The sequence below is a fragment of the Streptomyces sp. R35 genome (genome assembly GCF_041053035.1).
Taxonomy (GTDB): Bacteria; Actinomycetota; Actinomycetes; order Streptomycetales; family Streptomycetaceae; genus Streptomyces; species Streptomyces lutosisoli.
Window position 1 is genome coordinate 8,051,140 of the sequence record NZ_CP163440.1, and the last position, 13,510, is coordinate 8,064,649.

The 13,510-nt window shown below is 69.3% G+C and carries 15 protein-coding genes; 8 read left to right on the forward strand and 7 right to left on the reverse strand.

The window, feature by feature from the left end; translation table 11 throughout:
- Positions 1-31 precede the first annotated feature (31 nt).
- The 4 genes from AB5J50_RS36435 to AB5J50_RS36450 form a co-directional block, all read right to left on the reverse strand.
- Positions 32-940: an amino acid ABC transporter permease gene (locus AB5J50_RS36435; RefSeq protein WP_369262770.1), complete on the reverse strand. Its 909-nt coding sequence runs from the start codon at positions 938-940 to the stop codon at positions 32-34.
- On the reverse strand, positions 937-1,605 hold the full coding sequence (locus AB5J50_RS36440; protein WP_369262771.1) for an amino acid ABC transporter permease: 669 nt from the start codon (positions 1,603-1,605) through the stop codon (positions 937-939). The genes AB5J50_RS36435 and AB5J50_RS36440 overlap by 4 nt, the downstream gene beginning before the upstream one ends.
- Before the next feature lie 115 nt (positions 1,606-1,720).
- Positions 1,721-2,563 carry a glutamate ABC transporter substrate-binding protein gene (locus AB5J50_RS36445; RefSeq protein WP_369262772.1) on the reverse strand — a complete coding sequence of 281 codons (843 nt, stop codon included), beginning with the start codon at positions 2,561-2,563 and terminating at the stop codon, positions 1,721-1,723.
- Between the two features lie 80 nt (positions 2,564-2,643).
- Positions 2,644-3,420 (reverse strand): amino acid ABC transporter ATP-binding protein, encoded by a 777-nt coding sequence (locus AB5J50_RS36450; protein WP_369262774.1) that lies wholly within the window; start codon positions 3,418-3,420, stop codon positions 2,644-2,646.
- Positions 3,421-3,704: 284 nt separating this feature from the next.
- Between AB5J50_RS36450 and AB5J50_RS36455 the strand changes: the two genes are divergently transcribed.
- Positions 3,705-4,391, forward strand: coding sequence for a response regulator transcription factor (locus tag AB5J50_RS36455; RefSeq protein WP_327432187.1), 687 nt, complete (start codon positions 3,705-3,707; stop codon positions 4,389-4,391).
- 9 nt (positions 4,392-4,400) lie between these two features.
- Entirely contained in the window at positions 4,401-5,807 is a 1,407-nt protein-coding gene (locus AB5J50_RS36460) for an ATP-binding protein (RefSeq protein ID WP_369262776.1), read from the forward strand.
- 33 nt (positions 5,808-5,840) lie between these two features.
- Here the strand turns inward: AB5J50_RS36460 and AB5J50_RS36465 are convergent, their stop codons facing one another.
- Entirely contained in the window at positions 5,841-6,839 is a 999-nt protein-coding gene (locus AB5J50_RS36465; RefSeq protein ID WP_327432189.1) for a TAXI family TRAP transporter solute-binding subunit, read from the reverse strand.
- Between the two features lie 117 nt (positions 6,840-6,956).
- On the opposite strand from AB5J50_RS36465, the gene AB5J50_RS36470 reads away from it, so the two are divergent.
- The 3 genes from AB5J50_RS36470 (at position 6,957) to AB5J50_RS36480 (ending at position 9,755) form a co-directional block, all read left to right on the forward strand.
- A complete protein-coding gene (locus AB5J50_RS36470) occupies positions 6,957-7,361 on the forward strand; it encodes a MazG nucleotide pyrophosphohydrolase domain-containing protein (RefSeq protein WP_369262778.1) in 405 nt (134 codons plus the stop codon).
- Positions 7,362-7,401: 40 nt separating this feature from the next.
- Entirely contained in the window at positions 7,402-8,928 is a 1,527-nt protein-coding gene (gene miaB / locus AB5J50_RS36475) for a tRNA (N6-isopentenyl adenosine(37)-C2)-methylthiotransferase MiaB (RefSeq protein ID WP_369262779.1), read from the forward strand.
- Between the two features lie 98 nt (positions 8,929-9,026).
- Positions 9,027-9,755 carry a class III extradiol dioxygenase subunit B-like domain-containing protein gene (locus tag AB5J50_RS36480; RefSeq protein WP_369262781.1) on the forward strand — a complete coding sequence of 243 codons (729 nt, stop codon included), beginning with the start codon at positions 9,027-9,029 and terminating at the stop codon, positions 9,753-9,755.
- 219 nt (positions 9,756-9,974) lie between these two features.
- Here the strand turns inward: AB5J50_RS36480 and AB5J50_RS36485 are convergent, their stop codons facing one another.
- A complete protein-coding gene (locus tag AB5J50_RS36485) occupies positions 9,975-10,238 on the reverse strand; it encodes an antitoxin (protein ID WP_369262783.1) in 264 nt (87 codons plus the stop codon).
- Between the two features lie 25 nt (positions 10,239-10,263).
- The gene (locus tag AB5J50_RS36490) at positions 10,264-10,521 is read right to left on the reverse strand and encodes a hypothetical protein (protein ID WP_327432194.1); all 258 of its coding nucleotides are present in this window, start codon (positions 10,519-10,521) and stop codon (positions 10,264-10,266) included.
- A 183-nt stretch (positions 10,522-10,704) separates the two neighbouring features.
- On the opposite strand from AB5J50_RS36490, the gene miaA reads away from it, so the two are divergent.
- From miaA to dapF, 3 genes are all read left to right on the forward strand, one after another.
- Positions 10,705-11,643, forward strand: coding sequence for a tRNA (adenosine(37)-N6)-dimethylallyltransferase MiaA (miaA, locus tag AB5J50_RS36495; RefSeq protein ID WP_369262785.1), 939 nt, complete (start codon positions 10,705-10,707; stop codon positions 11,641-11,643).
- 107 nt (positions 11,644-11,750) lie between these two features.
- A complete protein-coding gene (locus tag AB5J50_RS36500; protein WP_369265607.1) occupies positions 11,751-12,287 on the forward strand; it encodes a hypothetical protein in 537 nt (178 codons plus the stop codon).
- 99 nt (positions 12,288-12,386) lie between these two features.
- Positions 12,387-13,256, forward strand: coding sequence for a diaminopimelate epimerase (gene dapF / locus AB5J50_RS36505; protein ID WP_369262786.1), 870 nt, complete (start codon positions 12,387-12,389; stop codon positions 13,254-13,256).
- The last annotated feature ends 254 nt before the right edge of the window (positions 13,257-13,510 follow it).

A 13,510-nucleotide genomic window follows, 5' to 3' on the forward strand; every position in this document is an offset into this window, starting at 1 on the left:
CTCCGTGCGACTCATGTCACTTGACTGCTCATCAGATGCCGTGGCTTTCGGCACCGGTCCCGAAGCTGCCCTTCACCTCGGCGGGGTTGAGCTCCACCTCATCGGCGACGAGGACCGCTCCCGTGCTCTTCTTGCCGCGCCGCAGCCTGCCCTCCAGCCAGCTCGCGAAGCTGGTGAGGGCGAAGTTCAGCACGATGTAGATGGCCGCCACCACGATGAAGCTCGCGATGACGTTGGCGTAGTTGGCCGCGAGCGTGCTGCGCGAGTTGAGCAGTTCGGGGAACGTCAGCAGGACGCCGCCCAGCGCTGTGTCCTTCACGATGACGACGAGCTGGCCGACGATGGCCGGCAGCATGACGGTGACGGCCTGCGGGAGCAGGATGCTCGTCATTGTCTGGCCCTTGCGCAGACCGACCGCATAGGCGGCCTCCGTCTGCCCCTTGGGGAGGGCCAGGATTCCGGCCCGTACGACCTCGGCGAGGACCGAGGCGTTGTAGAGCACCAGGCCGGTGACGACGGCGTACAGGGGCCGTTCTTCGCTGGGGATGTCCGTGGAGCGGACGTAGAGCTCGTTGGCGAACAGCATCAGCAGCAGCACCGGGATCGACCGGAAGAACTCGACCACCACACCGGCCGGAGCCCGGACCCACCGGTGGTCGGACAGGCGTGCGATACCGAAGAGCGCGCCCAGCGGAAGGGCGATGACCATGGCGAGTGCCGCGGCCTTCAGCGTGTTGGCGAGGCCCGGCAGCAGATACGTCGTCCAGGCATCCGACGTGGTGAACGGCTCCCAAAGGGACCACTTCAGCTGGCCCTTGTCGTCCATCGTCCGCCAGATCCACCACAGGAAGAGGGCGAGCAGGACGAAGAAGCCCACTGAGAAGATCACATTGCGCCGCTTGGCGCGGGGGCCGGGGGCGTCGTAGAGGACGGAGGTCATCGCTTCACCGCCAGTCGCTTGCCGAGCCAGCCGAGGATGAGGCCGGTGGGCAGGGTCAATACCACGAATCCGAGGGCGAAGACGGCGGCGATGGCCAGCGTCTGGGCCTCGTTCTCGATCATCGTCTTCATCAGGGTGGCTGCCTCGGCCACGCCGATGGCGGCGGCCACGGTCGTGTTCTTGGTCAGCGCGATCAGTACGTTGGCCAGCGGGACGATGACCGAACGGAAGGCCTGCGGCAGCACGATGAGCCGCAGGCTCTGGCTGAAGCTCAGCCCGATGGCGCGTGCCGCCTCCGCCTGGCCGACGGGCACGGTGTTGATGCCGGAGCGCAGTGCCTCGCAGACGAAGGCCGCGTGATAGACGACCAGACTGAGCACCGCCAGCCGGAAGCCCTGGAGCTTGAAGTCGTCGGACGCGCCCATCGTCATACCGAAGATGTCGGCGAGACCGAGCGAGCTGAAGACGATGATGACCGTCAGGGGGATGTTCCGGACGATGTTCACATAGGCGGTGCCGAACCCGCGCATGAGCGGGACCGGGCTGACGCGCATCGCGGCCAGCACGGTGCCCAGGATGAGGGAGCCGACGGCGGAGAGGGCGGTGAGTTTCACCGTCGTCCAGAACGCCCCGAGGACGTCGTAACCTTCAAGAAAGTCGAACACGATCTCCCGCGCTTCCGGGTGTGTGGCGTACGTGGCGGACGCGGCGCGCCGCCGCCGTGATCGCGGCGGGCGGCGGCGCGCCTGCGGAACCCTGCGGTGCCTGCGGATTCCAGGGTTACTTGACGATGACGCCGATCTTCGGGGCCGGCTCGTTCTTGTAGTTGGCCGGACCGAAGTTCGCGGCGACCGCCTTCTGCCAGGAGCCGTCGCTGACCATCTTCTCCAGGGCGGTGTTGATCTTGTTCACGGTCGCGGTGTCGCCCTTCTTGACGCCGATGCCGTAGTTCTCGTTGCTCAGCTTGAGACCGGCGAGCTTGAACTGACCCTTGTACTTGTCCTGCGCGGCGAAGCCCGCGAGGATCGAGTCGTCGGTGGTCACCGCGTCCACGGCGCCGCTCTGCAGAGCGGCGATGCACTCCGAGTAGCCGCTGTACTCCTTCAGCTGGGCCTTCGGGGCGATCGTGTCGTGGACGTTCTGCGCCGAGGTGGAGCCGGTCACGGAACACAGCTTCTTGCCGTTGAGGTCCGTGCCCTTGGAGATGTCGGAGCCCGTCTTGACCAACAGGTCCTGGTGGGCCAGCAGGTAGGGGCCGGCGAAGTCGACCTTCTGCTTGCGCTCGTCGGTGATCGAGTACGTGGCCGCGATGAACTTCACGTCGCCGCGGGCCAGCGCGTTCTCACGGTCGGCGCTCTTGGTCTCGACGAACTCGATCTGATCGGGCTTGTAGCCGAGTTGCTTGGCCACGTACGTCGCCACGTCCACGTCGAAGCCGGCGTAGGAACCGTCCGGCTGCTTCAGGCCGAGGCCGGGCTGGTCGAACTTGATGCCGACCTTGATCTTGCCGCCGCCGCTGGAGCTGGAACCGGAGTCCTTGTTGTCGTCGCCCCCACAGGCGGTGGCGGTCAGCGCGAGGGCGAGCACAGCGGCCGAAGCGGCGGTGACCTTGCGGAGCTTCATGATGAACATCCTTTGAGTGGTGAAGAAGTGCGGGCCGTCGAGGGCGGGTGACGCGGATCGGCAGGGACGCGACGGGGCCGTCAGTGGTGCAGGATCTTCGACAGGAAGTCCTTGGCCCGGTCGCTGCGGGGATTGCTGAAGAACTGGTCCGGCACAGCCTCTTCGACGATCCGACCGTCGGCCATGAAGACCACTCGGTTGGCAGCCGAACGAGCGAAGCCCATCTCATGGGTGACGACGATCATGGTCATGCCGTCACGCGCGAGCTGCTGCATGACCTCCAGGACCTCGTTGATCATCTCGGGGTCCAGTGCGGAGGTCGGCTCGTCGAAGAGCATGACCTTGGGGTCCATCGCCAGCGCCCGCGCGATCGCGACGCGCTGCTGCTGGCCGCCCGACAGCTGCGCGGGGTACTTGTCCGCCTGCGTGCTGACACCGACGCGGTCGAGCAGCGCGCGGGCCTTCTCCTCGGCCGCCTTCTTGTCGGTCTTGCGCACCTTGATCTGACCCAGCATCACGTTCTCGAGCACCGTCTTGTGCGAGAAGAGATTGAAGGACTGGAAGACCATGCCCACGTCGGCCCGCAGCCGGGCGAGCGCCTTGCCCTCCTCGGGCAGTGGCTTGCCGTCGATCGAGATGCCGCCCGAATCGATCGTCTCCAGGCGGTTGATGGTGCGGCACAGGGTGGACTTCCCGGACCCGGAGGGCCCGATGACCACGACGACCTCGCCACGGGCGATCGTCAGGTCGATGTCCTGGAGCACGTGCAACGCGCCGAAATGCTTGTTGACGCTCTTCAGGACGACCAATTCCTCGGTCGCGGCCACGGCATCCTTGGCCACCGATACTTCGGTCATCGCTTTTGGGCTCCGTCCTCCTCGGTTTCGGAGGACAGTAGTGAGCCCTTACGACCAGCGTCATTACATCTGAGGGGAACTTGAGCATCACGATCTGGTAGCAATCGGGCACGTGTCGTAGTGGCCCTGTGCGGTCGCGTACCGGCTGCGTAACGGAAGCCCTGCGCAACCCGAAGCCACTTGACGCCATCCTTGTCCATCGGCGTGACTTCCATGGTGCACGCGTGCGTGCACCGCGTTCTGCAAGCCGAGACCGTACGACCAATGAACCGGAGGGGGCCGGAATGAGACTGCTCCTCGTCGAGGACGACAACCATGTCGCCGCCGCCCTGTCCGCGGTGCTGGCCCGGCACGGCTTCGACGTCACGCACGCCCGCAGCGGCGAGGAGGCCCTGCAGGCACTGGTCCCGGAGAGCGACGGGTTCGGGGTCGTCCTGCTCGACCTGGGCCTGCCCGACCAGGACGGCTACGAGGTCTGCGGCAAGATCCGCAAGCGGACCAGCACCCCGGTGATCATGGTCACCGCGCGCGCCGACGTACGCTCCCGGATCCACGGCCTCAACCTCGGCGCCGACGACTACGTAGTGAAGCCCTACGACACGGGGGAGCTGCTCGCCCGTATCCACGCCGTCAGTCGGCGCAGCGTCCCCGACGACGCCTCGGCCGCAGGCGACACCGCGCTGCGGCTCGGCCCTGTGCACATCGAACTGCCCAACCGCCAGGTCACGGTGGACGGTTTGGTTGTCCAACTGACCCGCAAGGAGTTCGACCTTCTCGCGCTGTTGGCCCAGCGCCCCGGAGTGGTGTTCCGCCGGGAACAGATCATCAGCGAAGTGTGGCGCACCAGCTGGGAGGGGACCGGGCGCACCCTGGAGGTGCATGTCGCGTCCCTGCGCTCCAAGTTGCGCATGCCGGCGCTGATCGAGACCGTACGCGGCGTCGGGTACCGGCTCGTCGCCCCGGCGTCGTAGCGGGCACGGGTGCGCACACGTCTTCTCCCGCTGCTCATCGTCCTGATGGCCGCCGTGCTGCTCGCGCTCGGCATTCCGCTCGCCGTGAGTGTCGCGGCGGCTCAGCAGCAACGGGTGGTCGTCGACCGCATCGACGACACGGCGCGCTTCGCGGCGCTCGCGCAGTTCGTCACCGACCCGGCGACCGCTTCCCCGGACACCTTCCCCGACGAGCGCCGCGAGACCCTGCGCAAGGAACTCGCCCGCTACTACAGCGTGTACGGCATCCGGGCCGGTGTCTTCTACCGCAATGGCACGGCCATGGCCAACGCGCCGGATGCCTGGCTCCTCCCCAAGACGGGTGAGGGACGCGACGCCTTCAACGAGGCGCGCCTGAGCCGTCGCAGCCATGACCCGCAGCAGGTCTGGCCGTGGCAGCGCCACCGTCTCGTCGTGGCCTCCCCGGTGATCAGGGACGGCGACGTCATGGCCGTCGTCGTCACCGACTCGCCCACCGGGCAGATGCGTTCGAGGACCCTGCACGGCTGGCTGATCATCGGCGCGGGCGAGGTGTTCGCGATGCTCCTCGCCCTCGGTGCCGCGCTGCGCCTCACCGGCTGGGTGCTCAGGCCCGTACGCGTCCTCGACGCCACCACCCACGACATCGCGACCGGACGCCTGAAGTCCCGGGTGGCGGCCGCCGGCGGTCCACCGGAACTCAGGCGCCTGGCCCGGTCGTTCAACGAGATGGCGGACAACGTCGAGGACGTGCTGGAGCAGCAGCGCGCCTTCGTCGCCGACGCCTCGCACCAGCTGCGCAACCCGCTGTCCGCGCTGCTTCTGCGCATCGAGCTGCTCGCCCTCGAACTGCCGGAGGGCAATGAGGAGATCGCCTCGGTCCGCACCGAGGGCAAGCGCCTCGCCCAGGTCCTCGACGACCTCCTCGACCTGGCGCTCGCCGAGCACGCCGAGGCTGACCTGTGCCTCACCGACATCGGCGCGCTCACGGCCGAGCGCGTGTCGTCCTGGCAGCCGCTCGCCGAGAGCAAGGGCGTACGGCTGGCGGGGACCTGCCCGGCCACCACCGCCTGGGCCGATCCCATCACGCTGTCGAGCGCCCTGGACGCGGTGATCGACAACGCGTTGAAGTTCACGCCCGAGGGGGAGAGCGTCGAGGTGAAGGTCGCCTCGAACGGCGAGGTCTCGACCGTCGTGGTCACCGACGGCGGCCCCGGCCTCAGCGACGAGGACCTGGCCCGCATCGGCGACCGCTTCTGGCGCAGCACCGGGCACCAGAACATCAAGGGATCGGGCCTCGGCCTGTCGATCTCACGCGTGCTGCTCTCGGCGGGCGGCGGCTCCATCGCGTACGCCCACAACGAGCCGCACGGCCTGAGGGTGACGGTGACGGTGCCGAGGTCGGGGCCGGCCTCCTGAGCGGCAGCGCGCCTTCGGCGCCGATACGAACGGCTACGGCTTGATCGACCGGTAGTAGCGTCGCGCGCCTTCGTGCAGTGGCAGCGGATCCGTGTAGATCGCCGTTCGCAGGTCCACCAGCTGCGCCGCGTGCACCCGGGCGCCGATGTGGTCGCGGCTGGCGATCACCGTGCGGGTGAGCTCCTCGGTGAGGTTCGCGTCCGCGTCCTCCCGGGTGATCAGGAAGTTGGCCACGGCCAGCGTCTGCACGGACGAACCGCGCTGCGCCTTGGGGTAGGCATCGGCGGGCATCACCGCGGCCCGGTAGTAGCGGGCGGCGTCGCCCTGCTCATGCAGCTTCTTGATCAGGTCACTGCCGATCGGCACCAGCCTGATGTCGTACGTCTTCGAGAGCTCCAGCACGGCGCTCGTCGGGAGGCCGCCCGACCAGAAGAACGCGTCGATCTTGTGCTCTTTCAGCAGCTCGGGCATGGTCGCGATGCCGTCGGCCAGCGGCTTGATGTCCTTGTCGGGGTCGAGTCCGGCCGCCTGGAGCACATGGTTCGCTATCAGCCGCACCCCGGAGCCGCTCGGCCCCACGGCGACCTTCTTGCCCCGCAGGTCCGCCACGGACCGCACGGACGACGAGCGCGGGACCACCAGGTGCACATAGTCGTCGTAGAGCCGTGCGCAGCCGCGCAGCCGCCCCGATCCCGGCTTGTTCTGCAGTATGTACGTCTCCACCGCGTCGGCCGCCGCGATCGTGAAGTCGGCCTTGCCCGTGGCCACCCGCCGGACGTTCTCCTGCGACCCGTCGCTGTTCAGCAGCTGTACGTCCAGATGCGGCATGTCCTTGGCGATGGCCCCCTGAAGGAGCTTGCCGTACATCTGGTAGACCCCCGTCGGGGTGCCCGTGCTGAACGTGATCGTCCCGCTGGGGGACTCCTCGTCCAGCGGCAGCAGCCACCACAGCAGCAGCCCGAAGACCGCGAAAGCGGCCGCCGAGCCGAACAGTGCGCGGCGCCGGCCGATACGCGGGAGTGCCTGGAACATGCGCGCGATCCTGCCAGCCCCGGGGCGGTCCTGACCAGGGCGGGGCTCTGACCTGGCCAAGGTGCCGAAGCCGTCGGGCGCTCCGGGGGCTCGGCCTCCCGTCGATAGGCTCGTCGGATGCAGCCCTCTCCCGCCTCCCTGGTCCGTGAATTCCACCGCGCCTTCGGCCTCGACGCCCGCAGCACGCCGACAGAGGTCTCCCCGGAGCTGGCCGCCCACCGTGGCGAGCTGCTCGCCGAGGAGGCCGCGGAAGTCGCCGAGGTCTCGGTCACCGGCCCGCTGGACCGGCTGGCGCACGAGCTGGCCGACGTCGTGTACGTGGCGTACGGGACGGCGCTCGTCCACGGCATCGACCTGGACGCGGTGATCGCCGAGGTCCACCGGGCGAACATGACGAAGCTGGGCCCCGACGGCGGGGTCGCCCGCAGGGACGACGGCAAGGTCCTCAAGGGGGAGCACTACCGGGCCCCGGATGTCTCGGAGATCCTCCGCCGCCAGGGCTGGAGGGCCGCTGAGGCATAGGGCGACGGGAGCCACTCCGGGCACCGCCTACCCTTGTCACATGAGCAGCAGCGACCGGAGCCAGGCAGTGGACGTTCAGGAACCCAAGACTTACGAAGTACGCACTTACGGGTGCCAGATGAACGTCCATGACTCCGAACGGCTCTCGGGGCTCCTGGAAGGCGCCGGTTACGTGCGCGCGCCCGAGGGTTCGGACGGTGACGCGGACGTCGTCGTCTTCAACACCTGCGCCGTACGGGAGAACGCCGACAACCGGCTGTACGGCAACCTCGGCCGCCTCGCCCCGATGAAGACGAAGCGCCCCGGGATGCAGATCGCCGTCGGCGGCTGTCTCGCGCAGAAGGACCGCGACACCATCGTGAAGAAGGCGCCCTGGGTGGACGTCGTCTTCGGGACGCACAACATCGGCAAGCTGCCGGTCCTCCTGGAGCGAGCCCGCGTCCAGGAAGAGGCGCAAATCGAGATCGCCGAGTCGCTGGAGGCGTTCCCGTCGACGCTGCCGACCCGCCGCGAGAGCGCCTACGCCGCCTGGGTGTCCATCTCGGTCGGCTGCAACAACACCTGCACCTTCTGCATCGTCCCGGCGCTGCGCGGCAAGGAGAAGGACCGCAGGACCGGCGACATCCTGGCCGAGATCGAGGCCCTGGTCGGCGAGGGCGTCTCCGAGATCACGCTGCTCGGGCAGAACGTCAACGCTTACGGGAGCGACATCGGCGACCGCGAGGCCTTCAGCAAGCTGCTGCGGGCCTGCGGTCGGATCGAGGGTCTGGAGCGCGTCCGCTTCACCTCACCGCACCCGCGCGACTTCACCGACGACGTGATCGCCGCCATGGCGGAGACGCCGAACGTGATGCCGCAGCTGCACATGCCGATGCAGTCCGGCTCGGACACGATCCTGAAGGCGATGCGCCGCTCGTACCGCCAGGACCGCTACCTGGGGATCATCGAGAAGGTGCGGGCCGCCATCCCGCACGCGGCGATCACCACCGACATCATCGTGGGCTTCCCCGGCGAGACCGAGGAGGACTTCGAGCAGACCCTCCACGCGGTCCGCGAGGCCCGCTTCGCGCAGGCGTTCACCTTCCAGTACTCCAAGCGCCCCGGAACTCCGGCGGCCACCATGGAGGGGCAGATCCCCAAGGAGGTCGTCCAGGCGCGCTACGAGCGTCTCGCCGCCCTCCAGGAGGAGATCTCCTGGGACGAGAACAAGAAGCAGGTCGGCCGCACCCTGGAGCTGATGGTCGCCGAGGGCGAGGGCCGCAAGGACGGCGCCACGCACCGCCTCTCCGGCCGCGCCCCCGACAACCGCCTGGTCCACTTCACCAAGCCCGACGAAGAGGTGCGCCCCGGCGACGTGGTCACGGTCGAGATCACGTACGCCGCCCCGCACCACCTCCTCGCCGAGGGCGCCACCCTGAACGTGCGCCGCACGCGCGCGGGGGACGCCTGGGAGAAGCGCAACGCCGCGGAGGCCGCGAAGCCGGCGGGCGTGATGCTGGGACTGCCGAAGATCGGAGCTCCCGCACCGCTGCCGGTCGCCACGGGCAGTGGGTGCGGCTGCGACTGAGTTCCTGAACTCAGGGACGTGCTGATCGAGACGTGCTGATCGAGACGTACTGATCGAGGAGTGACGCTCGGCCGCTCGGCGGGGTTACGCTGCCGATCATGCTTGTAGCCGCCGCAGTCCTTCCCTGTCCGCCGCTGCTCGTCCCCGACATCGCCGCCGGCGCGGCGCCCGAACTGGACGCCGCGCGCGCCGCGTGCACGGACGCGCTCGGCGTACTCGCCGCCTCCCGCCCCGACCTGCTGGTCGTCGTGGGCCCCGCCGAGCAGAGCGGGCGCGGACCGCACCCGCAGGGCACGCGGGGCTCGTTCCGTGGGTTCGGCGTCGATCTCGACGTACACCTCGGGGGCCACCAGCCGGGCCCCGGGACGTCGGAGCGTGAGCTGCCGCCCTCGCTCGCCGTCGCCGCGTGGCTGCTGGAACGCACGCGCTGGTCCGAAGCGTCCGACGCTCCCGTCGAGGGGCTCGGCGTGGGGGAACCTCTCGCGGCTGAGCGGTGTATCCAAGTCGGAAGGGAAATCATCGGGCGGGCCAAGCGGGTGGCACTGCTGGTGATGGGCGACGCCAGCGCGTGCCGGACGCTCAAGGCGCCGGGCTATCTCGACGAGCGCGCGGCGGGCTTCGACGCGGAGGTCGCGCGTGCGCTGGGCGCGGCGGACGTGGCGGCCCTCAAGTCGCTGGACGCCGAGCTGGCGCACGATCTGAAGGCCTCCGGGCGAGCTCCCTGGCAGGTCCTCGCAGGCGCGGCGGAGGGCGCGGGGCTGGGCGGCGCGCTGCTCTACGACGATGCGCCGTACGGGGTGGGGTATTTGGTGGCGGCCTGGTCCTAGCAGGCCTTCTGAGGAAAGTCGCCGCTCTCTGGGCCGTACGGGCGTGTACGGGGTCTCCGAGCGGACTCCGCCGTCAGCGGCCGTACCGGTCGTCAGTGGCCGTACCCGTGTGAGCGTGGGTTTCCCGGCGGACTCGACCCTCAGGAGCCCTACGGGCCCGAACACGGCGGACGGCCGGGAGCCCTGAGTGCTCCACGGCCGTCCGCCGATGTGTGTCGCTCAGGATGCCGGAGGCGGGGACGGTGCGTCCGGCGGAGGCGTGGCGCCACCACTGTCCTTGTGCGCGAGTCGGTCCATGGCACCCTTCGCCTTGCCCGTGCCCGTCTGGATCTTGCCGCTGTACTTGTGCTTGGTCTTCTCGTCGACCACCTTCGCGGCCTTGTCGAGACTGTGACTGACCTTGTCCCCGTGCTGCTGCGCGAGGTCCGAGAACTTGTCCTTGGCAGGCGCCAGCTTGGCTTTCAAATTGTCCAGGAGACCCATGGTTTCACCTTCCCTCGCGGGGCAGTTACTTGCGGGCGCCCTCGCCGGCCTCATTGTCGGCGGCCTTCTCGGCGGTCTGTTGCTGGGGGATCTCGACGTCCTCCGCGGTGGCGGCTTCGGCGGTCTCCTCCGCCGTCGCCTCGCCCTCGGCCGGGGACGAACCCTTCGCCTCTTCCGCCACCTCCGCCTCGGTCTCGGCCGTCAGCGTGTCGGCCTGCACCTCGGCGGTTGACGCCTCCTCCGTAGCCTTCGACCTCCGAAGAAGTCGTGCAAAAACGCCCATATCCACTCCATACGTTACTCGTGAGGGCGAAATCCCGCGTTGCCCGGTGCGTCCCATTGCGTCGCCCGGGTCACCGGTCCTCGAAAACCGGCGGCTGGAACCTCGCAACAGGCAACGACCCCGGACGCGTGGCGTCACGTAGCTCGTTCGAGGAGAGGTCCTGAGGTTTGCGAGACTGGGGCGGTGAGTAGCGCACCCCCCGCCCCCCGGGTCATCGCAGTCGTCGGACCGACCGCGGCAGGAAAGTCCGATCTGGGCGTTTTCCTTGCCCAACGTCTCGGCGGCGAGGTCGTCAACGCCGACTCCATGCAGTTGTACCGAGGGATGGACATCGGCACCGCCAAGCTGACGCCCGAGGAGCGCGGAGGGATCCCGCACCACCTCCTGGACATCTGGGACGTGACCGTCACGGCCAGCGTCGCCGAGTACCAGCGGCTCGCCCGCGCCCGTATCGACGCGCTGCTCGCCGAGGGCCGCTGGCCGATCCTGGTGGGCGGCTCCGGGCTGTACGTCCGCGGGGCCGTCGACAACCTGGAGTTCCCCGGCACCGACCCCGAGGTACGGGCCCGCCTGGAGGAGGAGCTCACCCTGCGCGGCTCCGGCGCGCTGCACGCGCGGCTGGCCGCGGCGGACCCCGAGGCCGCCCACGCGATCCTGCCCAGCAACGGCCGCCGTATCGTCCGCGCCCTCGAAGTCATCGAGATCACCGGCAAACCCTTCACCGCCAACCTCCCGGGCCACGACTCGGTGTACGACACCCTCCAGATCGGCGTCGACGTCGCGCGCCCCGAGCTCGACGAGCGCATCGCGCGCCGGGTCGACCGGATGTGGGAGGCGGGGCTCGTGGACGAGGTGCGCGCGCTGGAGGTGCACGGCTTGCGCGAGGGGCGCACGGCATCGCGCGCGCTCGGGTATCAGCAGGTGCTCGCGGCGCTCGCGGGGGAGTGCACCGAGGAAGAGGCGCGAACCGAGACCGTGCGCGCCACCAAGCGCTTCGCGCGCCGTCAGGATTCGTGGTTCCGGCGCGACCCGCGGGTGCATTGGCTCAGTGGGGCTGCGGCGGATCTCACAGAACTCCCGCAGCTCGCACTGGCGTTGGTCGAACGACCGGTTACAGCCTGATCACGTCCTGGCATCGGGACGCTCCGGCCGTCATCCCGGCCTCCGACGCCGTGCCATCATCGAGCTTCGATCGACCAGTGAAGTCCGAGTTGGGAGGGCGCGTGGCGATGGAGGCCGGCCCTCGCAACACTGCACGAGACACTGAGCACGGGACCGATCCGGACGGAGATCGTCCGGGCATCGATCCTGATGTGGAGCGCCTGGACATCGACCCGGACGGAGAGCGTCTGAGCTCCGACGGGCCCGAGGACACCCTGGGTGGGGTGACCGCCGACGGGCCCGGGCCCGACGAGATGTCGACGGGACCCGAGGTGGAGGTCGAGCTGCGCCCGCAGCGCAGGCTGCGCATCTGGCAGCTCGCGCCCATCGTGATGCTGGCCGCGATCGGTTCGCTGATGTTCGCCTTCCCGCTGGCCTTCGAGTTCGGTGACGGCGGCGCCGTGGTCGCCATGCTCGGACTGCTGATCTGCTCGTGCGCCGCGGGCTGGGGAATGATGGCCGCCCGCCGGGTCGGCTACACCTGGCCGGGCTTCCCGCAGCGCGGCTCCGGGCGCCGCCCCGACTGGCGGATCGTGATCACGTACGTCGTGGTGGTCGCGGCGGTGGCGGTGCTCGCCGTGGGGCGCGTGGCCCGGCTGCGCTGAGCCCACCACGGCCCAGCTGCTCAGGCCCCACCACGTGAACGGTCTGCTCTGACACCCCGCGCGGGCCGGAGTGTCGTACCGACCCCTTACGATCGAGGAATGAGCACGCGGATCGCCTTCCTCAAGGGCCACGGGACCGAGAACGACTTCGTGATCATCCCGGACCCGGAGAACGCCATCGACCTGCCCCCGACCGCCGTCGCCGCCCTGTGCGACCGCCGCGCGGGCATCGGCGGCGACGGTCTGCTGCATGTCGTACGGTCCGCCGCGCACCCCGAGGCCAAGGCGATGGCAGCCGAGGCGGAGTGGTTCATGGACTACCGCAACGGCGACGGCTCGATCGCGGAGATGTGCGGCAATGGAGTGCGTGTGTTCGCGCACTACCTGCAGCGTGCTGGGCATGTGGCCGAAGGAGACATCGCCGTCGCCACGCGCGGGGGCGTGAAGTCCGTGCACCTCTCCAAGGACGGAGATGTCACCGTCGGCATGGGCAAGGCGCTCTTCCCCGAAGGGGACGTCACTGTGAGCGTCGGCGAGCGCAGCTGGCCCGCGCGCAACGTCAACATGGGCAACCCGCACGCCGTCGCCTTCGTGGAAGACCTCGCGCAGGCGGGCGACCTGTTCACGCCGCCGCCGTTCAGCCCGGCGTCGGCGTACCCGGACGGGGTCAACGTCGAGTTCGTGGTCGACCGGGGCCCGCGCCACGTCGCCCTGCGTGTCCACGAGCGCGGTGCCGGAGAGACCCGCTCATGCGGCACGGGCGCGTGCGCCGTGGCTGTCGTCGCGGCCCGCCGTGACGACGCCGACCCGGCCGTGACCGGCACCCCGGCGACGTACACCGTCGATGTACCCGGCGGACGCCTGGTGATCACCGAGCGCCCCGACGGCGAGATCGAGATGACGGGCCCCGCGGTGATCGTCGCCGAGGGCGAGATCGACGCGGAGTGGCTCGACGCCGCGCAGCGCTGAACTTTGCGCCGCCGCACCTCCGTGGGACGCGGCGCCGTACCTCTCTGGGATCCGGCGCCGTACCTTTCGGCTCTTCTGCGCCGGGCACCGGCCGAGCACCCTGACGCTCGCGCCGTACGCCACGGCCATTCCAAAAGTTCGAAACCGTAAACCCCTGAACCTTCGCTCGAATGGGTGATCCGTTTCACGCTCGGCGAGAGGCGGTCAACCGGGCGTGGTGGGCTCGGTAGCATCAAGCACCGGCCCGGACGGGG

Coding starts and splice junctions, on each gene's coding strand:
- miaB (WP_369262779.1), top strand. CDS start 7,402: ATGAGCAGCAGCGACCGGAGCCAGGCAGTGGACGTTCAGGAACCCAAG.
- AB5J50_RS36485 (WP_369262783.1), bottom strand. CDS start 10,238: ATGGGTCTCCTGGACAATTTGAAAGCCAAGCTGGCGCCTGCCAAGGAC.
- AB5J50_RS36465 (WP_327432189.1), bottom strand. CDS start 6,839: ATGTTCCAGGCACTCCCGCGTATCGGCCGGCGCCGCGCACTGTTCGGC.
- AB5J50_RS36470 (WP_369262778.1), top strand. CDS start 6,957: ATGCAGCCCTCTCCCGCCTCCCTGGTCCGTGAATTCCACCGCGCCTTC.
- AB5J50_RS36490 (WP_327432194.1), bottom strand. CDS start 10,521: ATGGGCGTTTTTGCACGACTTCTTCGGAGGTCGAAGGCTACGGAGGAG.
- AB5J50_RS36450 (WP_369262774.1), bottom strand. CDS start 3,420: ATGACCGAAGTATCGGTGGCCAAGGATGCCGTGGCCGCGACCGAGGAA.
- dapF (WP_369262786.1), top strand. CDS start 12,387: ATGAGCACGCGGATCGCCTTCCTCAAGGGCCACGGGACCGAGAACGAC.
- AB5J50_RS36500 (WP_369265607.1), top strand. CDS start 11,751: ATGGAGGCCGGCCCTCGCAACACTGCACGAGACACTGAGCACGGGACC.
- AB5J50_RS36445 (WP_369262772.1), bottom strand. CDS start 2,563: ATGAAGCTCCGCAAGGTCACCGCCGCTTCGGCCGCTGTGCTCGCCCTC.
- AB5J50_RS36435 (WP_369262770.1), bottom strand. CDS start 940: ATGACCTCCGTCCTCTACGACGCCCCCGGCCCCCGCGCCAAGCGGCGC.
- AB5J50_RS36480 (WP_369262781.1), top strand. CDS start 9,027: ATGCTTGTAGCCGCCGCAGTCCTTCCCTGTCCGCCGCTGCTCGTCCCC.
- AB5J50_RS36455 (WP_327432187.1), top strand. CDS start 3,705: ATGAGACTGCTCCTCGTCGAGGACGACAACCATGTCGCCGCCGCCCTG.